Source organism: Aeromonas sp. 11P (assembly GCF_051920165.1).
Classification (GTDB): domain Bacteria; phylum Pseudomonadota; class Gammaproteobacteria; order Enterobacterales; family Aeromonadaceae; genus Aeromonas; species Aeromonas veronii.
In genome coordinates this window covers 278,316-298,735 of sequence record NZ_JBQBDJ010000004.1, presented here as the reverse complement: position 1 = coordinate 298,735, position 20,420 = coordinate 278,316, and the positions used below count along the sequence as shown (strand labels likewise).

Sequence of the window (20,420 nt, the reverse complement as noted above, 5' to 3'; positions counted from 1 at the left end):
AGCCAGCTTGCAGATTTATATTTCCAGCGCAAGGTAGCAGAGGTATCGGTTGACCAGGGTCATGCACCCTATATTATCATGCTCAAAATGAGCTGGCAGGATACAGCGACAGATGGGCACATCAGAAAGCCATATGGACATAGCAAAAATAATTTCCGGGCCCACGCTGGTACTGGAAAAAGATAATGTGCACAGCGATGCGCTATGCAATCAGTTACGAGCCATTGGCATAAGCCAGATTACGGTGGTGGAGAGTGTCGAGGCGCTGGAACGTTGCGTGGCTGATGGCCCTGCCGCCATGATCATCTGCAATATCGATCTCGATTCGGCAAACTTGCTCACGCTGCTGAAAAATATTCGCAGTAGGGCACCTCATCACACACTGCCATTTTTGACCCTGACCTCAGGGACAGATCGCCCATTGATCGAACAATTTGTCCAGGCGAAAGTCTCTGACATTATCTTGACCCCGCTCAAGCCCGATACCCTTAAAGCCAGGATCAATCGGCTGCTGTTGGCAACCAGCCAGTCGCAGCCCCCACTTTCACAATTTGAATTCGGTCGTTTGCACCGTTTTTCCAACAGCGATCTGGTCGCCAGCAATCAGGATAGTCCTACCATTCTGGTGGTTGACGATGTTCCAGATAATTTGATGCTGATCACCTCGGTATTTCGCAAAGAGTTTCATCTCAAGCTGGTCAAGGATGGCGAAAAAGCGATCAGGATCTGCCAATCGGATAATCCACCCGATCTGGTGCTGCTCGATATCATGATGCCCAACCTGAACGGATTCGATGTCGCCAGAATTTTGCGTGAACATCCCCACTCAGAGCACATCCCCATCGTCTTTATGACGGCACTGGATGATATCTATTCCCGTAAACGGGCGATGAAACTCGGAGCTGTCGATTTTATCACCAAGCCGATCGACATCGAGATGCTGCGTTTTCGCATTGCCAATCTGATGCGGCTGGTGCATGCCAGAAGAGATCTGCAAAAAGAGTTCGATCAGATGCTTGAGCTCAACGCGCTCAAAGAGAGCCTCGAGTTCAATATCCGCTATGAAATTCGGGAGCCCCTGCTCAATGCGCTACACCTGCTGGAAGAGCTGGCGGCCGACTCATCGCTCAACATGCTCCAAAAAACCCAGCTATCCATCACCAGAAAATCTGTAGGCGATGCGCTGGCGTTGACCCGGCTGGCCAGCGAGATTTACCAGATTGAAACCGGCACCTTTGTGTTGAAAGCGGGTAAAGTCCAGCTCTTTAATATTTTCAATCGGCTTTCGGTGCAATTCAAAAATCTCTATGCCGGGAAAAAGCTCGATATCAAGCTGACCAAACCCAAAAATTACCTCTATGACGAGCTATTCATCGCAGGTGACGAATTTCTCTGTTATTCCGCGTTTCAAATATTGACACGGCTCGCTTGTGAGCATGCGGCGCCCTCCTCCTGCGTGGAAATTGTCTGTCTGAAATACCCCGACAGCATTATTTTAAATATTGATAGCTCGACCTTGCTGGATATCAACAATGTCCTCTCTCTGTTCGACAGATTCCCATCCTCTAATAACAACAAAGAAGCACACAGTCACAATGGCTATCATGGCAAAATCATGCTGGAAGCCCATGGCGCCACCGTTACTGTATCGCTGGATGAAGAGACCAGGTTGCTGAATATCTCGGCGCACTTCCCTCAAAAAGAGGGTTTCAATCCATATCCAGAGTGAAAAAAATCACGATCACAGCACTCAGCGGTAACATCGCCGTGGATCATTTTTGGCTACTGCGATGGGTGAATTAAAAAGGATTTATCACCCCTTTCCATTTATCGTCATCTGGTGGTTTACGCAACGGGGTCTCTTTAATGCAAGCAGCAAGGGCGAACACCATGAAGCTACCCATTATCCTGTTGGGTTATCTCATTTATACCCCACTCAACAAACCCATCCATTAAGGAGATAACATGAGTCTCATTCGCCGCGTTATCCCCTTGTATGTTCATATTGCCCACCTGTTTCTGGGCTTGCTGCTGGTGTTTGCCCTGATCACCCTTGGTCACCAATATCGGCAGACCAAAACCATGTTGATGAAAGAGGCGGAAGAGAGATTCAGCCTGATTGGCCAACTCACGACCCAGGAGCTGGAAGGGCTGTTTAGCTCCTCGGCCCTGAGTGTCAATCTGCTCGCCCAGCAGCGCTTGACCAAGGCCACAACCCTGGCAGACCGCATGGCCAACATCCCCTATATGGCGACCCTGTTAACAGGGCTGCCCTCGGCCAACAGGGTCTATGCCGGTTACAACAACGGCGATGTGTTCCGGCTGATGCGCTGGCCTGCCGACACCGAGGTGCAACATCTGACTCCCCCTGCCAATACCCGCTGGATCGTCAAAAGCGTTCGGCATCAGGAGGCAACCACACTCACCGATATCTTCGCGCTGGCCGACAACCTCACCGTCATCGAGCATCAACAGGTATCAGGGCAGCTCTTTGATGCCAGAGAGCGCCCCTGGTTTATTCAGGCCAAGCAGGCCGGGCGACTGGTTCAGACCCCCCCCTACATCACGCTCGATACCCGGGAAGTCAACGTGAGTGTTGCCAAACCGATGCAAAACGGGGCTGGCGTCATCGGGGTAGATATGAGCCTTCGCTCCATCGAACGCCTGCTCAAGTCCGCCATGATCACCCCCAATATGCGGCTGGCTATTGTCAATGATCGGGGAGAACTGATGACCAGCCATAAGGGCGGGATGATCATTCACGGTGAGAACGGCACCTTTCGACTGGCCAAGATAGTGGAGGCCGACCTTCCGATGCTTCCACGGCTCATCGATGCCAGCCAACGCCAGAAGATCGATAAACTGACGTTCCAATCAGACGGTCGAGATTGGCAAGGTATGCATATTGAGCTGCCGGAAGCGGATGAGTCACGACAATCACTCTGGATTGCGGCGCCTGTCGATGAACTGCTGGCCAAGGTCATCACCATTCGCAATCAGACCTTCCTTCTGTCGGGCATCTTCCTGATCTTTGCCCTGTTCGCGGCCATCAAGCTGGCCAGAACCGCCGCCAGGCCCCTTGATGATCTGACAGAAGAAGCAGGAAAAATCGCCCACTTCGACTTTAACGATCCGATCAGGGTCAACTCCTATATTGCTGAAATCATCGATCTCTCCCAGGCCATGGGCGACATGAAATCGACCATCCAGCGCTTTTTGCAGCTTTCCACCTCCCTCTCCAGCGAGACCAGTTTCCCCCGCTTGCTGGTGCGGCTGCTCACCGAAATGCAGCAACTGACCGGTGCAACAGGCTGCATGCTCTACCTCTCCGATAGCGGCAACAAGACGCTGTCTCTGGCAGGGTTGTGCTGGAATGGCGAGGTGCAGGAGCAAACGCCGATCCACAGTATCGGAACCCTCAATCAGCCAAAACACCCACTGTTCCAGAGCTTGCAAGGAGTAGAACTGGAACCCGTTGCGTTGGTCACCAGCGAATTGCAGATCCTGTTTCCCTACATTGAGGAGAGCGACACGCCGCTGACCTTCTGGCCGATTGGCCTGAAAAACCGTGATGGCCAACTGCTCGGCACCCTGGTGTTTTTGATCGATGAACGGAAGAAGTCCCTGACCCCGCAGCGGATGGCATTTGTCAACGCGCTCTCTTCCACCGCCGCCGTGGCACTCACCACCCAGCGGCTGCTGGAGGAGCAGCGCAATCTGCTGGAAGCCTTTATCCAGCTCATCGCAGGGGCCATCGATGCAAAGAGTCCCTATACCGGTGGCCACTGTCAGCGAGTCCCCGAACTGACCAAGATGCTGGCAGAAGCGGCATGTGATGCCAAGGAGGGCCCCTTCCAACACTTCTCGCTCGATGAAAAACAGTGGGAAGCAATACATATCGCGGCCTGGCTGCACGATTGCGGCAAAGTCACCACCCCGGAGTTTGTGGTCGACAAGGCCACCAAGCTGGAAACCCTGTGCGATCGCATTCACGAGGTCAGGATGCGTTTTGAAGTGCTGAAACGGGATGCCGAGATTGCCTACTGGCAGGCACGTCTCCACGGGGGTGATGAGGCCACGTTACAGGCCACGCTGCAACAGCAGTGGCAACAGCTGGATGAGGAGTTTGCCTTTATCGCCCGTTGCAACGAAGGGGGCGAATTTATGGCCACAGAGGATATTTCAAGACTGCAGCAGATTGCGGGCCGCACCTGGCAGCGCACGCTCTCCGATCGGATTGGGATCTCTCAAGATGAACTGGCGCGCAAACAGCGGGCCGCGGAGTCACCGCTGCCGGTCACCGAACCCTTGTTGGCCGATCGCCCGGATCACCTCTTCACCCGCAGCAACCGCGACCGCCTTGCCCCTGACAACCCTTGGGGATTTCAGGTCAACACGCCCGAATACCTCTATAACCGCGGCGAGCTCTACAACCTCTCCATCCGCCGGGGCACCCTCACAGATGAGGAGCGCTACAAGATCAACGAGCACATGATCCAGACCATCATCATGCTCGAAAAACTCCCCTTCCCCGCCAACCTGAAACAGGTGCCGGAAATCGCAGGGGGACACCATGAGAAGATGGATGGCACCGGTTATCCCAAGCGGCTGAAACGGGACGAGATGAGCATCCCTGCCCGGATGATGGCCATCGCCGATATCTTCGAGGCGCTGACGGCCGGCGATCGCCCCTACAAGAAAGCCAAATCTCTTTCGGAGGCCATCCGCATCATGGGATTCATGCAACAGGATCACCATATCGATCCCGAGCTGTTTGCGCTCTTTCTCCGCTCTGGCGTCTACCTGCGCTATGCCAAGCGTTACATGAGCCCGGAGCTCATTGACGAGGTGGATATCAGCCCCTATCTCGCCAGCCATTGATCGCCGCGAGGCACTCTGGGCTACCTGATGCCTGCAGTCTGGGGATCTGCATGCAGACCCGCCGTCTTGTCACCGGTGGTCAACCCAATGCGCAATAGAGATGGGGAGGATATGCACCGGACAGCCATGTTAATCCTCTCCATGGCACCTTGTTCTGACTGACCTTACGGACACTTGCCAAGTGCGGTAATCGAACAAAAAACAATAAAAATCAAGATAGATAGCCAAATGAAATGACATAATTGACTATAGTTCAATCGAACGTTTTAAAAACGTGACCACTTCACATGGGCCCAGCGCAATGACCACTGAACGGGAACCGTTGATCCGCTCACTGTTTGATGAGTACATCGAGATGTATTCATCACGGGATGATCGGCTCACAACTCGGTTTAGCGACAATTTCAGCGGTTTTGCCGGCAGCAGTGATGTTCTGGTTACCGATAGGGATGAGTGGATCCGGATAACCCGCCGCGATTTTGCCCAGATCACGGACAGAATCCACCTGGAAATACTCGATGTAAGCCTGCAAGATCTGGCCGCTGACGTGGTGGCTGTCACCGCCTTCTTCCATATCCATCTACCGAAATCAGAACCTATCCTGTCTCGGCAAACTGCCAGACTGGTGCTGATGTTTCGGCATGAAGCCATAGAGTGGAAAATTGCTCACAGCAGCATCTCCATCCCTTACGGTCTGGCTCGCGAGAACGAAATTTATCCGATGACCAATCTGGAGGAGCGCCAGCATGAGCTGGAGCTGATTATCGAGCTCAGAACCAAAGAGCTGGCCGAAGCGAACCGGAAACTGGAAGCACTCAGCAATACCGACGGGCTCACCAATATCGGCAACCGCCGTCTGTTCGACAACTCATTGCATCAGGCGTGGGAGCGGTGCCTGCATACCGAGATGCCAATTGCGCTCATCATGCTCGACATCGATCATTTCAAGCAGTTCAACGATCTCTATGGCCACGTTGCCGGTGACGAGTGCCTTCGATTGCTGGCCCATACCCTGGCGCAATCCGGGCGCCGCTCGGGAGAGTTGGTGGCCCGCTACGGCGGAGAGGAATTTGTCATCCTGTTGCCACATGTCGAGCGTCAATCCGCCTATGAAATTGCCCAACATATCCAGCGGCTGATTTTTGCACTCGCGCAGCCACACGCACAGAATGGCACCGGCCTGGTGACCGTTAGCATGGGTGTTGCCTGCCTCAGACCATCGAGTCACCGGCAGCCGTCTGAACTGGTAAAACTTGCTGATGCTGCACTCTACGCAGCCAAATCATCCGGCCGTAACTGCATCAGAGTGGCGGAGTCACCCAGCCTCCCGCAACCAGTCTGCCCATAAGTCCCTCATACGCCCCATCCCCCCCACGGGGAACCACTGCGCGCTAACCATGCACGGCAAGGCTCAACGCATCCCATCGCAACATACCTTCCCACTGATCCAGTGTGCTTTGGTAGGTATCCGCCGCGTTGTAATGGGCCATGGCATGCAGGCGGGCATGATAGCCAAGTCGCTTGACCATGTCGGGCATGGCATTGAGGCTGGCCAGCACCCGCGCCAGATCGCCGGGATCGTTTGGCTGATATTTGCGGCAATTCACATCATCGGTGAGGTGTCGATCCCACCAGGCGCCATCGGCCGGGATCACTACACATAATCCTGCCGCCATGGCCTCCAGAATGGAGAGGCCAAACGGTTCCTGATGACTGGTGGAGACAAAAATGCCGCATTGAGATCGGATCTCGCCAAGATTGGCGGGATTGGCATACCAGTGTGTATCTGGCAGCTGTGGCTGAGGCTGGCTGCAGGGTTGCAGCGTGCCCTTGGGCTGCAGATAGCACACCATCAGCTCGGGGCGAGCGTCAGGGATCAGTTGATGGGCGGCAAGCATGGTCTCCAGCCCTTTCCAGCGCAGCAACGAGGCCGCCCACAAAATGCGGGGCCCACCCAGGGTCGCTTTGGGCCAATCAATCTCGCTCAAACCGTTGGTAAATGGCTGCCAGTGTGACGGGAACTCGGTCTCGCCAAGCCGGGCCAGCAACGCCGCCAGGGAGCTGCGGGTCGATTCGAGATAAAATACAAAACTCGCCCGTTGCAGGGCTCTGGCAGAGAGCCCCGAGCACCCCACAGGGCCATGGATCAGCTGAACTACCCGGCACCGCAACCAGCGGGCCGCCCAGTAACAACAGAGATCCACCCCCGGCCCGGACGCCGCCACCAGGCACTTCACCTGCCCCAGACGCAACACCAGCCAGAGGATCAGCAGGGTCTGCCACCCCTGTTTGAGCAGATAGCCGATGCCGGACTCCCGCCCCTTCAATATGTGGGGCAGCCAAAGAGGATGATGCTGGCAACGGGGCCAGGAGTCGGGATCCTGAGTCAACACATGGCATGTGAGCTCGGGCATCCGCTTGGCCAACTCATCAAGCAGCACTTCGGTCGCAACCTTGGAGCCCCCGCGAAACGAGATGGGATCCACGACGATGATCTTTCCAAACACCGGCTCAGTTTGCATGCTCATCTTGCTGCTCCCTTACTCTGGCACCTTGCTGCGGCCAAACCCCAGTTGCACTTTTTGCGCCACTCTTGCTATCCCACTCGCCAGCATATTGCGACCTCTGGCAAGGAGTCGTTGCCCCGCCCAATGAATGAATGGTCGGAAGGATGTGGGGGCCGTGGCGTGCCAACGACCAGCCAAAGCGGCGTCCCACACCACCGTGATTCCGTCGACATAACGCACCACCGTGAACAGTTGCGCGGCACGCAGCTGAGCGGCCCGCCCCATTTCACATCGGCGTTGCGGATTGCTCAATTGCCGCCAGTGATCAGCCATCTCGGCCCAATCCCCCGGGGTTGCCAGCAAGCCGGTCACCCCCTCCTCCACCACTTCGGGGATGCCGCCCACCCGATAGGCACTGACCGGCATCCCCAACATGCCCGCCTCCGCCAACGTCAGACCAAACACCTCCTCACGGGCGCCGGAGACCAGCAGATCCACCCCGCCCCGCAAGATAGCAGCGCTGTCCGGCCGCTCGCCCAAAAAGTGGACACGCTCGGCCACCCCGAGCTCGACAGCCAACGCCATCAGTGCTTCCCGCTCCGGGCCGCTGCCAATGATCAGCAACTGAGCCTCCTCCCCCGATGCCATCAGGGCAGCCAGCGAGCGGATCAGCAGATCAATCCCCTTGCGTTTGATCAGGGAGCCGACGGTTGCGATGATCATATCTCCCGGGGGCAAGCCCAGCATGCCGACGACCGGCCAGTGAGCCCCCGCATTCAGACGAGCGGCATCCACCCCGTTGGGTACCCGGATCAACCGCTCGGCCGCGCAACCATCCTGGCGCCAGCCGGTCAACACCGGCTCGCTCACCCCAATTAGTACGCTTGCCTGATGGACCCGCAGGCTGAATCTGTCTCTGGGCTGGTAACGGGCATGGAGGTGGCACACCAGCGGTACCTGCAACGCCCGACAGACACCCGCCAGCCACTGACAAGGGGCCGCGCTGTTGGCATGCACCAGCCCAATCTGCCGCTCGGTGATGAGCTCTCTGGCTCGCCGGGAGAGGCGCCGATGGGCCGCAAGATCAAAACGGGGCGCCTGCCATCCCAACAGCAGGCTGAACGGCTCGACCATGGTTTCGACCCCCAGGGTGGCCGCCTCTGCAGCCAGAGCCGGGCTATTGCACCAGAGCAACGACGTAAACCGGCTGCGATCGAGGTGGGCCAGCAGATCCAGCAGGCAGCGTTCGCTGCCGCGGATCCAGTCTTCTCCGTAGTGAACCAGCAAAACAGGGGTTGCGTTCATCCTCTTGCTCCCTTTGGTGGCACTGCCGGCAACCGGGTTGCCTCCTGATGATCCTCAGCGGTGGCCTTCACCTCTGTGGCCGCCTGCTGCACGTACTTGATGGCGGCGACAGCCAGCGCCAACTCCAGATAGATGGGCCAGGTAAACCCCTGGGTCAGGAAGGATCCCGAAATCACAAACCCCACCATGCTGGCCATCACCCCCTGCATCGCCGTGATCACTGCAGGAGGCATGCCAGCGAGCTGGCAACGCCAGCAACTGCGCAGGGTCACCGTCACCATGCCGATAAACAACGCCAACCCGACAAAGCCGGTTTCAGCCAGCACCCCGAACCAGGTGGAGTGCACCGCATGATTGAGTCCATCCCAATGGGGGCTGTAGAAGAAGTAGTTGTAATAGAAATTGGACAGGCCCACCCCCACCAGCGGATGGCCCAGTGCCATGCCCCAGGCCGCTTGCCAGGCGTAGATCCGTCCCATGGCCGAGGCATCGACCCCGCTCTCGGCGGCACCGCCAGATGCCCGGTCGCTGATCCCGGCCGCAACAAACAGCACACTGAGCGCCAACCCGCCCACCATCATCAGCAAGGCTTTGGATTTCACCCGCTGCCAGGCAAACAGGCCGCTGACCGCACACACGCCAAGCAAGCCACCGCGGCTCTGGGTGGCGATAATGGCGGCGGCAGTCAACGCAAAGCCGAGCCCCCCCAGTAAACGCCCCCCCACCCCATTGCCCTGATTGAGCAGCAAGCTCAGCGAAAAACCGGCAGGAAAGAGCAGCACCAGCGCCAGATCGTTGGGATCCCCCAGCACAGAGCCCAGCTCGCGCCCTATGGTCACCCGGGTCCCCTCCACCAGCCCGATCCCGCTCGCCTTGTTGTAGAGGGCCACCAGCGCCACCAGACAGCCCGCTACCACGAAGGTACGCACCGCCAGCGCAAAATCCCCCGGGGTGCGCACCAGCCAGGCGGTGGCCAGGGTCATCAGATAGATCTTGCTGTAGCTGCCGGTCCAGGTGGCGATCGCCTCGCCCCGGTTGCTGGCAAACAGCACACCGATGGAGACCATCACAAAGAAGGCCGTCAGCCAGCTCAGGGCTGGACTCCAGTAGGGCTTGATCCGGCCGGTCAACAAAATGTGCCAGCCCAGCGCACCGATGGCGGCCAGCGAGAAGAGCAGCGGGATCTTGAGGGGATAGAGCTGGGGGAACACCTCATGCAGCCGAAAGAAGGAGAAGGTGACAAACCCCAGCACCATCAAAAAGGGCCAGCGCAGGGCAAACCAGATGGCGGGAATGGCAAGGCCGAGCACCGGCAGCAGCAAGGGATGGGGAAGCAGCCACCAGAGCAGGGCCAGCACCAGACAGATGGTGCTTGCCCAGACGGCTGGCGTTAGACGAGCCATGATCCTGCCCACCATTGGCCGAGCCAGACCATCGCCAGCGCCCCGAGCGAACTGGCCCAGAGGGTCGAGAGGCGATACGGCAGCGGCAGCAACCGCTGGCTTACCAGATAAAAGGCCAGCGCCCGTACCAGATAGACCAGCAGCAGGGTCCAGATCACCCCGGCAACCCCGAAGGGGGGGATGGCGAGCAGAAAGCCTGCGACCCCAAGAGCGCTGCAGCCCAGATTGATCACCATCTGGGCATTGCTCTTCTCACCGCTAAAGCAGCCAACATTGAGCAGATCTGAGACATTGCGCACCGCCATACCCAACACCAGCAGTGGAATATAGGCGATCGCCCCGTGATAGCTCTCCGGGGTCAACCAGCGAATGAGCAAGGGAGCGGTGAGCCCGACAATCCCCGCGGTGACAAACCCCAGTACCGACCCCATCACGCTGTAGTGGGCATTGAGTCGCAGTCCATCCGGCTCGCGCAGCAGCATGAAACGGCGGGGATACCACCAGAGGGCAAAGGGTTGCAGCAACAACCCCACCGCCAGCGCCAGCTTGCCCGCTACGGCGTAGTAGGCAAGCAGCGCCTCCCCCACCACATCGGCCAGCAGCCAGCGATCCAGTCCGCTCAGGGCAAAGCCTGCCAGCCCGCTCACCACCAGGGGCAATCCATAGCGCAGCAGCGGCCGATAGTGCTGCCAGTCAAAGCGGATCCCGCTATCTCGCCACTGCAAGAGGCTCAGCAGCAGCGCCAGAACGATGCAGGTCAGGGTGCCGGAGGCCAGCACCCCGCTCACGCCCCAGCCGAGCCAGAGCCACCAGCCGGTCAGCAGGGACTGGATCACCGCCTTGCCTGCGGTCGCGGCAAAGAAGAGGCGCGCCTGATTGCGCATCCGCAGCCATGCCAGCGGCACGCCGATCACCCCTTCAAACGGCAGGGCGCAGAGCACCCAGCGCACATCCGCAAGACGGGTTTCCACCGGTAGCCAGGCTTGCACCACAGGTGCCAGCAGCCAGAGCAGCACCAGACTGGCCAGGGCAATCAGCCAGACCAGACCAAACATGCGGGCCACCACCTGCTGGCGCTCCTGCTCATCTTTCGCCAGTCCGGCAAAGCGGTAGAGGGCATCCACCAGCCCGAAGCCAAGGATCAGGGAGCCCAGATTGATAAGGGTGAGCAGCACCTCCAGCTGACCGTATTCACGAGGCAGCAGCTGATGGGTCAATACTGGCAACATCAGCAGGGAGATCCCCTTCATCAGGAGCAAGCCGCCGGCGTAATAGAGCATGGCAATCTGGTTCACACCAAGTTTCATAGGGCCTCCCAGCCACCCGAAGCATCCTGCTCCGGGTCAGCTACCGCTAATGCAAAGCCCACGCCACTCACTCCCGCCCTGAAGCGATAGCCTCTCTGTGCGGCTTAACCGGCCTGAACAAGCCCAGAATGAGACTGGCATTTGCGTTTTGCACAACGCTGGCTGCAAATTGCACCGACCGGCGCAATCTGCCCCTCCTCTTAGCCCCATTTGGCCCGATCTAGCTGGGGTCGTCCTGTTGGCCCGATCCCTGCTTTCTGCATAGCGAGCAACGGACTGCACCAGAGGGAGAGGCCGCCATGAACACCATCAACCTGCACCGGATGAAAAGCTGGGCCAAACAGGGGGAGACGCCACTGGCCCGCCGGGTATGGCGACTGGCCAAAAGTGCCCGCCACTGGTCATGCCCAGTGATCCCTCCCCTGCACCGGCTGCTTTATCGGCTCTATCTGCTGGGCAGCAACGCGCTGGCGACCCTGACCCGCACCCTCTGGTGGACCCCCTTGTTTCAATCTCGCCTCACGGCCCCCGCCCCGCGCCTCTACCTCTATGGCGGCATCCCCTATATCAGCGGTCCGGTCACCATCGAGATCGGTGCCGACTGCCGCCTCAGCGCCGCCATGACCATCAGCGGCCGGGCATCGAGCCAGACACCAAGGCTGGTGATTGGCCGCAATGTCGGGATTGGCTGGCAAACCACCTTGGCGGTGGGCAGCAAGATAGTACTGGGGGATAACGTCAGAATTGCAGGCCGTGCCTTTCTGGCGGGCTACCCGGGGCACCCGGTAAATGCCCGCGATCGCGCCCGGGGCCTGCCGGATCGCGATGAACAGGTGGGGGCCATTGTGCTGGAGCAGGATGTCTGGCTTGGCACCGGGGTGATGGTGATGGCCGGTGTCACCATAGGCGCGGGCACCATTGTCGCCGCAGGCAGCGTCGTCACCCGGGATCTGCCCGCAGGTGTGCTGGCAGCGGGTGTACCGGCCACAGTACTGCGCCCTTTGCAACCACAGGATCACAGCGACCCCGCACACGCTTCGGAGACCTTTGCATGAAACCACACTCACTGCCGCAACTGGTGGTATTGGGAGAGGATTGGGGGCAGCACCCCTCCAGCACCCAACACCTGATCAAGCGTCTGTTGCCCGATTATCAAGTGCTCTGGGTCAACTCCATCGGCATGCGTTGCCCCCGCTTTACCCTTCATGATCTCACCCGCATCGTCCGCAAACTGGGGGCGGTGCTGAGCGGCGCGCGCCAGGCTGGCGGCCTGTCGGTTGCGCCATCCGAAGCCAGCAGCCCCCGGGTACTGCCGCCGCTCGCCTTGCCGCTGCCGGGCAGTCGGCTGGCGGGCAAGATCAATGGTCACTGGCTGGCGGCGCAGATCCGGCGCCAGCTGCCCGAGCTGGATCGTCCCTTGCTCTGGATCTCCCTGCCCAGCGCCGTTGATCTGATTGGCAAGCTCGAAGAGCGGGCAGTGATCTACTACTGCGGCGATGACTTCTCGGCGCTGGCAGGGGTGGATCATCAAGCCATCGCCCACTGCGAGGCCAGACTGGTTGAAAAAGCCGATCTCATTCTGGCCGCCAGCCCCGCGCTGGCCAGCCGCTTTCCCCCCCATAAAACCCGGCTGCTCAGCCACGGTGTGGATCTCGAGCTGTTTATGCCCCCCAGAGCGCGCCCGGCGGATCTCCCCTCCGGCCGTCCGATTGCCGGATTTTACGGCAGCCTGAGCGACTGGATTGATATTCCCCTGCTGGCAGAGACGGCCGCCGCCCTGCCCCACTGGGATCTGGTGCTGATTGGCCCGGTCCAGACCGATATCTCCCCCCTCAAGGGGTTCCCCAATATCCATCTGCTGGGGCCCCGTCCCCATAACACGCTGGCGGCCTATGCCCAGCACTGGCAGGTGAGTTTGCTGCCCTTTGTCGACAACGCCCAGATCCGTGCCTGCAATCCGTTGAAATTGCGTGAATATCTGGCCGCAGGGCGACCCATCGTCAGCACTGACTTTCCGGCGCTCGATGGCTATCGGGATCAGATCCAGCTCCCCCGCAGTGGGGAGAGCCTGGCCGAAGCCATCAACCGGGCCGCCTTTGATCAATCCAATCCGGGCTGGTTGCAGGAGAGTGGCTGGGAGGGGCTCACCCGCAGCGAAGGGCGCCACACTCGCCAGCAGCAGGTGGCCCTGCAAAGCTGGGATCACAAGGCTGCCGAGCTGAACAACTGGCTAAAGGGGCTGCCCGGATGAGCAGAGGGCTCTGGCTGGTTATCCTGCTCTGCTGCCATGCAGCAATGGCCACCACCCGGCTGGAGGGGCAGACCCCGCTGCCCATGACAGGTAACCAGACACCCCAGCGGCTCGATCTGAGCACCCACAACTGGCCAATAGGCAGCGATGATGAACTGGTGATCGAGGGCCATAACCCCAGCGCCCGGCCACAAACCCTGATCCTGCGTATCGACGATGAGGCCTCGGTCAACTACCGCAGCCGGGTCAATCTGGAGCGGATTGTCGCACCCGGCCCCTTCACCCAGCGCTTTGCCTTGAGTGAGTGGCGCACCAGCCAACCCAGAGCGCTGGCGCTGGACAAACTCACCAAGCTCTATCTCTTTATGGCCGATAACGCCCCCTCAATGACCATTCACCGCTGGTACTGGGAGCCTGGTCTGACTCTGCCTGAGGGCACCATTGCGCTGGATCTGGGGGCGGCCGCCGCGCCCCGCTTTACCGGCTTTGAGCCCCTGAGCCCGGGGGATCCCCGGCTGATTGGCCACCCCACCCCCATCTTGCGCCCCTCCGGCGATGCCCTTGTGCGCGATGGGCTGCGCAATCTGGACGGGGTGCGGCTGGAGCTGGCCAAGGGGCGCTACCAGCTCACCCTCTGGCTCGATGACCCCGGCGAGTGGGAGTATCTGCCCCACCCCTTCGAGCGCAGCGTGCTGGTCAATGGTGAGCCCATCTGGGCCGAGCAGTGGCAACCGCAGGAGTGGCTAACGCAGTGCTATCTGGCGGGGCAATCTCGCGAGGCACTGCCAAACCCGGATCCCTGGCAACTGTTTGGGGCACGACAGGGCGGCCCGGTCCATGTCACCCTGAACCACCCCGGCGGCCCGCTCACTATCACACTGGTAGGTCACTCACCGGATGCCAAATACCTGGCGGGGCTGCTGCTTGCCCCCTATCCGGCCAGCACCGACGAGGTCGCCCCATCGAATGGTGATAAAGGCCATGTTATGCATGCCGAGGCTAATACACAGAGGCTGGCCGACGCTACCGCAAGCGTGCTGACCAAGCAGCGCCAGCTGTTTTTGGAAAAGTGGACTCTGGCCCCCGATTCCCCAATCCCAGCCCCAGCCCCAGCTTCGCAGCAACTGAGCCTCACGCCGATTACGGATATCGCCCCAACCCTGCAGATCGCCCCGCTATCTGCGGCCGATGCGTTGAAGCAGGCTGCGCAACCGGTGCTGGCCGCCCGTGGCAGCCAGCTGTTGCTGGAGTTTGCCATCCACGCCGCCACCGACGATCCGGCCCCCTTGCTGGTGATCCAGCCCCCTGAGCAAGCAGGATCGCCGCTGGCGCTGACCCCCTATTACGGCAAGTGGCATCTGGTTCGCCCGCAGGCGAGCGGCACCCTGCTGGCGCCTTCGGATCAGGAGCTGGTCGAGGGGATCGCCGGGCTCACCCTGCTGGCAGGCGTACCTCGGCGTCTGGTGCTGCAGATCACCGTCCCTCGCGATGCGCCTGCCGGTCACTATCTCGGCAATATTCAGCTGCTGAGCCAGCAGCAACTGGTGCAGCTGCCACTGACTATCGAGGTGCTGCCGCTGACTCTGCCCGCGGCCAGCAAGCCGGTCGGCATCTATGTCGAAGCGCCCCCTTATCTGAATTGGCTGAGCCCCAATCCCGAGGCGTTAAAAGAGCAGATCGCCGCGGCCAGTCGCTGCGATCTGGCGCGGCTCGCCAAGCTGGGGATCAGCGGCCTCTCGCCCGCCCTGCCACAGGATGAAGCGGGGATGCGGGAGATCATGGGAGAGGCGGCCGGGCTCGGCTTTGTGCCGCCCCTGCTGGCCTATACCCCGCTCAAACGCTGGGGGGGCGACCCTGTCAGCCAGCTTGAACAGTGGCAGACGCGGCAACAGGGGCTGACCGCCAGCGGCTTGCCCCCGCTGGCATGGAGCCTGTTTGATGAGCCGGATCTTGCCACCCTGCCCGCCATTACAAGCCTGGCGCGAGAGATGAAACGGCGGGTTCCGGCGGTGATCCGCGCAGGCCACTTCAATCATCCGGGTCAGGTTGGTCTGCTGGCAGAGGTGGAGATTGCCCTGATCAACGCAGGCTTTGGCGCCGACAAGGCCGATGTGGCGCGGGTGCGCCAGCACAAGGTCACCCCCTGGTTTTACAATCTGGGCACCCCGAGAGCCGCCGGGTTCTATCTGTGGCAGAGCGGCGCCGAGGGCTATTTGCAGTGGCATGGCCGCATGCCCACCGCCCTGCCTTATGACCCCACCGACGGGCGGGAGAGCGACTTTATGCTGCTCGGCCCGCAAGCCTGCGAGGCGCACCGCCTCTCCCACGATCTGTTGCTGTTGCAGCAAGCCATCGAGGATCTGCGCTGGCTCGCCTGGCTGGAGCAGGAGGCCCGCTATCAAGTAGAGGCCGCCCTGCTGCTGGAGCGTCTGCGGGATCAGCTGCCGAGCCGCTGGCAGGTGGCAGAGCAACTGCCCTCTGCCGCCTGGATCCAGTGGCGCCGCGAGATTGAACAACTGGCCAAGGGATTGAAAACATTGCAAACTGGTGCCAACTCATCCTCCTGAAGTGACTGCGTATGGCCAACCAGATTCCCCGCTCCACCGCAAAAGACAGCGCCCTGCCCCTCCTGTTGCCCCTTATGCTGCCGCTGCTGATCCTCACCGGTTGCGCCCGTCAGGAGCCGGTCAATGAGACCCTGCCGATCCTCAACCAGTTGCGGGAACAACAAATGGCCGAACAGCCCCAGCTGCAACTGCAGTACCAGCAAGCGGAGACACAACTGCCAGCGGATCAGGAGCAGCAGTTGCATCAGTTTTTAGGCCGCAAGGATCCGGCCCGGATTGCGCTGGTAAGCGGCCCCGGGCTGCAAACAGACATGCTGGAGAGTGCGCGGATAGCGAGCGTGCGGCTGACCGCACTCACCCGCTTGCTGGGCTCTCGCGCCATTGAACTGGAGCCCCGCTATGACCCCATGCTGGCCCCCAATACCTTGCTGATCCGCATTCTGCCAAACGGTGAACCGGGGTCAGTCACCCCAGCGGCGGCGCAATAAGGCCGAGGCAAGAGGTTGGCAAAGCCACCCGATAGAGGGGATAAGGGGCCAGCCCCCACAACTTGCGCCAACCCTGGGTAAGACGGTACGAGAGCAGCGGCGGGCTCTGGTGCAGCTCACCTAAAAACATCACCCCCTGACTCATCCCTTCACCCGCCAGCGTCACTGACATCGCCTCCCGATCCGGCGCCACCAGCATGGCCTGCAACAGGCCGTCACAGCGGGGATGGGCCAGCTGATAGCTGACATAGGTGCCGCCCAGTACCGGTGTGGCCACCCGCAAGCGCCAGCCCAGCTGGACCAGCTCCAGCAGCATGGGCTTGGCTCCCTCGTTAACTGCCCGGTTCTGATAACGCCAGCCCATGGCGGCAGCACTGAGCAGCACCACCAGCAACAGCAACAGATATCCCCTAGATAGATGCATCACGGCGCCCCCGGATAAAGAGGATGGTCATCACCAACAACATAATGGCCCACTGGTAGAGCTGGGCCAGCGAGCCGGTATGCAGCCAGCCGTACCAACGCAGATCCAGGCTCATCAGCACCAACCGCAGCTGATTGGCCCCGATATAGAGCTGGCAAACCAGCAGCAACATGGGCCACTGCCGGTAGAGGGGGCGATCCGGCGCCAGCCAGCAGCAGGAGACCAGCCAGGAGAGCACCACCAGATAGAGTTGAGAAAACGAAGAGCACCCCTTGAGCACGATCAGCGCATGGCCCCCCAACCGCTCGATGCGGTTGCCATCAAGGTGGATCTCCCAACCCAGCAGCTGCAACCACTGGCCCACCCCCCAGGCATCAAGGGCCAACACAGGGCCGGAGAGCAACGCAAACACCTGCTGCCCCCACAACACCGCCACGGTAAAGGCGAGCACAATCTGCAACACAGCCCGCTCATCGCCACTCTGGCAACGGCGCCACAGCGAGGCCACCAGCAGCAGACAGGCCAGCGCCTTGCAACTGGCACTGGGGATCAGGATCAGCAGGATAAAGAGGGCGAGCACCAGTGGATGCGGGCGCCAGCTCGGTGCAACCCGCGATGCAATTTGCCACCAGATAGCAATCAGCAACACCACCAGCAGGTTGAAGTGACCCATATTGAGCCATACCATGCCCCACTGATTGGCCAAACCAAGTAGCAGCCAGTTGGGTGCCCACTGCCAGGGACGGATCTCCATCGCAACTCCTGCCGGTTATCAGCGCTTTTGACCGCTGTCACAAGTTCTCGCAAGTTCCATGCCTGCCCGATCTCACCCGGACCAAGCCAAGTCGGATGATTCAACAAAGCTGGCACGCTTTATTCATTCCCCCTGCTGGCACTAGCGCCAAGGAGAAGGAGTGAGCAATGAAACTCAAACCGTTGGCAGGGCTGCTGGGGATGCTGTTGGTAACCTCCCCCGCATACGCCTTGACCGAAGTCGATACCGAACTGCAACTGCTGATGGATGTGTCGGGCAGCGTCAGTTCATCGGAATTCAATTTGCAGTTACAGGGGTATGTAGACGCCTTTTATAACCAGGATGTACAAAGTGCCATCCTCGATACCAGCGGCGGCAAACTCGGGTCCATCGCCGTACAGATGGTAATGTGGAGCAGCAGCAACCAGCAAAGTCTGATGACCGACTGGTTCCACCTCTACGACATGACCTCCATCAACAACTTCGCCGCCACGCTGGACAACCTGGTGCGCCCCTATGCGGGGATGACGGCCCCCGGTTCGGCCATGGCCTTTGGTGCCCAGCAGTTTGATACCAACAACTACACCGCCGCCCGCCAGGTGATGGATGTGTCAGGTGACGGTATCCAGAACAACGGGCTGGATACCTCCACCGTGCGGGATCAACTGCTCGCCTCCGGCATCGACACCATCAACGGCATCACCATCGGACAGGACTATGCCGATGGGGTGCTGCAAGAGTGGTATGTGGGGAACGTGGCAGGTGGTCAGGATGCGTTTGTTATCAATGCCACCACCTTCGCCGACTTTGGCAATGCGCTGGAGCTCAAACTGGCGGCTGAAATTGAGGGGGGGATTATTCCGGAAGGTGCACTGGCCGCCCCCATCGAGGAGATCCCGCTGGCCGCCCAGCTGCTGCTCGGTATGCCGCTACTGCTGGCCTGGCGCTATCAGCGCCGTAATCAGGGACGCCTGCAGCCCGCCAACAGGCAACTGGCACCCGCCATCGGCTGATTTATCACCCCGTGTGTCGCGATTAGGGAGCCATGGCTCCCTGATTTTTATCTGGAAACAAGGATAAGTGGCTGAGCATATACAACAGTTATGCTCATGATTGGGCTGAGGCAGGCTACTCGACTAAAACATGGGGCTGGCGGCTCTTTACGACACTTCTTATTGAAATTTACAACTTGGTATCAGGTAGACAATCAGCAAACTCTCTTTGAATACGTGGGATTTTACCTACCTGCTCACCACCACCATGCAATATAACTAACAGCATGCCCACCATTAACGACACCCCGTTGGATATTCTGACCATCTGTTCAAGTAAAGGAAGTGGATAACCCTTACTGTGGCGGTGAATTGCATGAAGTCCACCGTGGATGAACGAACTAAGAGGTTTCCAAGAATACTCTTTGAATTCTCTCAACATATCCAACGGTTCTTGAGGGGACTTTCCTTGTAGTTTTTCTAACATTTCGCTGAGCATAGGAAGCTTATTTGCCTTATTTGCCGTCTCCTGCGTCAGCTCGCTGGTTAACTTTAAAACATCTGTATCGGTTGCAGCGTAGAGCAGCCACATTGCCCGAACCAGTGCCTCATATTGAAGACGAACAAGCCCCGTAGCCGAGGTTAGATTACCTGCTGATATAAGCATTTTGGCACTTTCGGCATGCTCGAAAGCAATACTACACATGACTCTGCTCACCATGATTCTTTGTGAATCGTCGAAGGGAGGTAGTACTAAAAACTCCAGTAAGTTTCTTTCAAGTTCAGCAGAGCGTGACAACAGATGATTTATCAATATAGTCTCTCCTCATTACGATTTTTTAAGGGCAGTAGGTTCGATTAGCGAAGCGTAATCGGACGTTCGCGGCCTTTCTTAAATATTTATCTTTAACTCGCCCAAAATATCCCATCTTGCCACTTCTCCTCCGCCCCCAACAAACTCACTCTCGAACTGGCACCGGCTGTAACATTATTGCCACATTGACGTGGAGTTTCATCGCGAGCATCCGATTACGCCCACCGGCTAATCGAATCTACGAACTCTGGAAACGCCACGCGTTGACAGTCTCTCTTGAGGCGTTTGTCAGGCACTTGTGGACGCATAATGCCTTATAACCAATTTAAGCTGAGTCAAAGTACAACGATAGCGTATGTTTTGTGAATTATGCCGATGCAGCTGGAGGTTTAAAGCTAAAAAGTCATTTATTCCAGATTTAGTACCATCACAACCAACACCATAGAAGCCATCATGAAGATTTATAGAGAGTGTGGCTATATCTTTAGCATCTACACGAACTATAGAACCGTTACCTCTTTCCCATTGACTCTCTATGCTTGCTCTAGCAATTGCAGTCTTTTTAAGAGAAAAGTTAATATCATTGATAATTTCGTCTATGTCATCTCTGAATTTAATTTTACTCATATTTCCTTCCTTTTTCGTGGTGAATGTCTAACGCTGCGTAAAGGAATGAGTGCTGCCTAAACTTACGCCCAGCCGACCATTTTCACCAACAAAACTCACC

General features: G+C 58.8%; 16 protein-coding genes. 8 read left to right on the top strand and 8 right to left on the bottom strand.

Annotated features, from left to right (window positions below; genetic code table 11):
- Positions 1-112: 112 nt before the first annotated feature.
- From ACTG1P_RS01635 to ACTG1P_RS01625, 3 genes are all read left to right on the top strand, one after another.
- A complete protein-coding gene (locus ACTG1P_RS01635; RefSeq protein WP_440000297.1) occupies positions 113-1,729 on the top strand; it encodes a response regulator in 1,617 nt (538 codons plus the stop codon).
- Between the two features lie 236 nt (positions 1,730-1,965).
- Complete coding sequence (locus ACTG1P_RS01630; protein ID WP_440000296.1) at positions 1,966-4,881, top strand: HD domain-containing phosphohydrolase; 2,916 nt, start codon at positions 1,966-1,968, stop codon at positions 4,879-4,881.
- Between the two features lie 301 nt (positions 4,882-5,182).
- Complete coding sequence (locus ACTG1P_RS01625) at positions 5,183-6,229, top strand: diguanylate cyclase domain-containing protein (protein ID WP_440000295.1); 1,047 nt, start codon at positions 5,183-5,185, stop codon at positions 6,227-6,229.
- A 43-nt stretch (positions 6,230-6,272) separates the two neighbouring features.
- Here ACTG1P_RS01625 and ACTG1P_RS01620 read toward each other — a convergent pair whose 3' ends face one another.
- Genes ACTG1P_RS01620 through ACTG1P_RS01605 form a run of 4 tightly spaced genes read right to left on the bottom strand, consistent with a single transcriptional unit; the run spans position 6,273 to position 11,403 of the window.
- Positions 6,273-7,409 carry a glycosyltransferase family 4 protein gene (locus tag ACTG1P_RS01620; RefSeq protein ID WP_440000294.1) on the bottom strand — a complete coding sequence of 379 codons (1,137 nt, stop codon included), beginning with the start codon at positions 7,407-7,409 and terminating at the stop codon, positions 6,273-6,275.
- A 12-nt stretch (positions 7,410-7,421) separates the two neighbouring features.
- Positions 7,422-8,693 (bottom strand): glycosyltransferase family 4 protein, encoded by a 1,272-nt coding sequence (locus tag ACTG1P_RS01615; RefSeq protein ID WP_440000293.1) that lies wholly within the window; start codon positions 8,691-8,693, stop codon positions 7,422-7,424.
- Positions 8,690-10,096 (bottom strand): O-antigen ligase family protein, encoded by a 1,407-nt coding sequence (locus ACTG1P_RS01610; protein ID WP_440000292.1) that lies wholly within the window; start codon positions 10,094-10,096, stop codon positions 8,690-8,692. The genes ACTG1P_RS01615 and ACTG1P_RS01610 overlap by 4 nt, the downstream gene beginning before the upstream one ends.
- The gene (locus ACTG1P_RS01605; RefSeq protein WP_440000291.1) at positions 10,084-11,403 is read right to left on the bottom strand and encodes a lipopolysaccharide biosynthesis protein; all 1,320 of its coding nucleotides are present in this window, start codon (positions 11,401-11,403) and stop codon (positions 10,084-10,086) included. The genes ACTG1P_RS01610 and ACTG1P_RS01605 overlap by 13 nt, the downstream gene beginning before the upstream one ends.
- 299 nt (positions 11,404-11,702) lie before the next feature.
- Here ACTG1P_RS01605 and ACTG1P_RS01600 point away from each other — a divergent pair, with 299 nt between their 5' ends.
- Genes ACTG1P_RS01600 through ACTG1P_RS01585 form a run of 4 tightly spaced genes read left to right on the top strand, consistent with a single transcriptional unit; the run spans position 11,703 to position 16,709 of the window.
- Positions 11,703-12,458, top strand: a complete 756-nt coding sequence (locus ACTG1P_RS01600; protein ID WP_157160895.1) for an acyltransferase — start codon at positions 11,703-11,705, stop codon at positions 12,456-12,458.
- Positions 12,455-13,654 carry a glycosyltransferase gene (locus ACTG1P_RS01595; RefSeq protein WP_440000290.1) on the top strand — a complete coding sequence of 400 codons (1,200 nt, stop codon included), beginning with the start codon at positions 12,455-12,457 and terminating at the stop codon, positions 13,652-13,654. The genes ACTG1P_RS01600 and ACTG1P_RS01595 overlap by 4 nt, the downstream gene beginning before the upstream one ends.
- Positions 13,651-16,221, top strand: a complete 2,571-nt coding sequence (locus ACTG1P_RS01590) for a hypothetical protein (protein WP_440000289.1) — start codon at positions 13,651-13,653, stop codon at positions 16,219-16,221. Before ACTG1P_RS01595 ends, ACTG1P_RS01590 begins: the two co-directional genes overlap by 4 nt.
- A gap of 11 nt (positions 16,222-16,232) precedes the next feature.
- On the top strand, positions 16,233-16,709 hold the full coding sequence (locus ACTG1P_RS01585) for a hypothetical protein (protein WP_440000288.1): 477 nt from the start codon (positions 16,233-16,235) through the stop codon (positions 16,707-16,709).
- Here the strand turns inward: ACTG1P_RS01585 and ACTG1P_RS01580 are convergent.
- Both ACTG1P_RS01580 and ACTG1P_RS01575 read right to left on the bottom strand, forming a co-directional pair.
- On the bottom strand, positions 16,687-17,133 hold the full coding sequence (locus tag ACTG1P_RS01580) for a hypothetical protein (protein ID WP_440000287.1): 447 nt from the start codon (positions 17,131-17,133) through the stop codon (positions 16,687-16,689). The genes ACTG1P_RS01585 and ACTG1P_RS01580 overlap by 23 nt on opposite strands.
- Positions 17,120-17,887 carry an archaeosortase/exosortase family protein gene (locus tag ACTG1P_RS01575; RefSeq protein WP_440000286.1) on the bottom strand — a complete coding sequence of 256 codons (768 nt, stop codon included), beginning with the start codon at positions 17,885-17,887 and terminating at the stop codon, positions 17,120-17,122. Before ACTG1P_RS01575 ends, ACTG1P_RS01580 begins: the two co-directional genes overlap by 14 nt.
- 167 nt (positions 17,888-18,054) lie before the next feature.
- Here ACTG1P_RS01575 and ACTG1P_RS01570 point away from each other — a divergent pair, with 167 nt between their 5' ends.
- On the top strand, positions 18,055-18,900 hold the full coding sequence (locus tag ACTG1P_RS01570) for a DUF1194 domain-containing protein (protein WP_440000285.1): 846 nt from the start codon (positions 18,055-18,057) through the stop codon (positions 18,898-18,900).
- Between the two features lie 169 nt (positions 18,901-19,069).
- Here the strand turns inward: ACTG1P_RS01570 and ACTG1P_RS01565 are convergent, their stop codons facing one another.
- Positions 19,070-19,693 (bottom strand): DUF6988 family protein, encoded by a 624-nt coding sequence (locus ACTG1P_RS01565; protein WP_162517596.1) that lies wholly within the window; start codon positions 19,691-19,693, stop codon positions 19,070-19,072.
- A 288-nt stretch (positions 19,694-19,981) separates the two neighbouring features.
- A complete protein-coding gene (locus ACTG1P_RS01560; protein ID WP_440000284.1) occupies positions 19,982-20,320 on the bottom strand; it encodes a hypothetical protein in 339 nt (112 codons plus the stop codon).
- Positions 20,321-20,420: the final 100 nt, after the last annotated feature.

What these genes read in the sequence shown, in the direction of transcription:
- ACTG1P_RS01635 (WP_440000297.1), top strand. Translation starts at nt 113, where the DNA reads ATGGGCACATCAGAAAGCCATATGGACATAGCAAAAATAATTTCCGGG.
- ACTG1P_RS01630 (WP_440000296.1), top strand. Translation starts at nt 1,966, where the DNA reads ATGAGTCTCATTCGCCGCGTTATCCCCTTGTATGTTCATATTGCCCAC.
- ACTG1P_RS01625 (WP_440000295.1), top strand. Translation starts at nt 5,183, where the DNA reads ATGACCACTGAACGGGAACCGTTGATCCGCTCACTGTTTGATGAGTAC.
- ACTG1P_RS01620 (WP_440000294.1), bottom strand. Translation starts at nt 7,409, where the DNA reads ATGAGCATGCAAACTGAGCCGGTGTTTGGAAAGATCATCGTCGTGGAT.
- ACTG1P_RS01615 (WP_440000293.1), bottom strand. Translation starts at nt 8,693, where the DNA reads ATGAACGCAACCCCTGTTTTGCTGGTTCACTACGGAGAAGACTGGATC.
- ACTG1P_RS01610 (WP_440000292.1), bottom strand. Translation starts at nt 10,096, where the DNA reads ATGGCTCGTCTAACGCCAGCCGTCTGGGCAAGCACCATCTGTCTGGTG.
- ACTG1P_RS01605 (WP_440000291.1), bottom strand. Translation starts at nt 11,403, where the DNA reads ATGAAACTTGGTGTGAACCAGATTGCCATGCTCTATTACGCCGGCGGC.
- ACTG1P_RS01600 (WP_157160895.1), top strand. Translation starts at nt 11,703, where the DNA reads ATGAACACCATCAACCTGCACCGGATGAAAAGCTGGGCCAAACAGGGG.
- ACTG1P_RS01595 (WP_440000290.1), top strand. Translation starts at nt 12,455, where the DNA reads ATGAAACCACACTCACTGCCGCAACTGGTGGTATTGGGAGAGGATTGG.
- ACTG1P_RS01590 (WP_440000289.1), top strand. Translation starts at nt 13,651, where the DNA reads ATGAGCAGAGGGCTCTGGCTGGTTATCCTGCTCTGCTGCCATGCAGCA.
- ACTG1P_RS01585 (WP_440000288.1), top strand. Translation starts at nt 16,233, where the DNA reads ATGGCCAACCAGATTCCCCGCTCCACCGCAAAAGACAGCGCCCTGCCC.
- ACTG1P_RS01580 (WP_440000287.1), bottom strand. Translation starts at nt 17,133, where the DNA reads ATGCATCTATCTAGGGGATATCTGTTGCTGTTGCTGGTGGTGCTGCTC.
- ACTG1P_RS01575 (WP_440000286.1), bottom strand. Translation starts at nt 17,887, where the DNA reads ATGGAGATCCGTCCCTGGCAGTGGGCACCCAACTGGCTGCTACTTGGT.
- ACTG1P_RS01570 (WP_440000285.1), top strand. Translation starts at nt 18,055, where the DNA reads ATGAAACTCAAACCGTTGGCAGGGCTGCTGGGGATGCTGTTGGTAACC.
- ACTG1P_RS01560 (WP_440000284.1), bottom strand. Translation starts at nt 20,320, where the DNA reads ATGAGTAAAATTAAATTCAGAGATGACATAGACGAAATTATCAATGAT.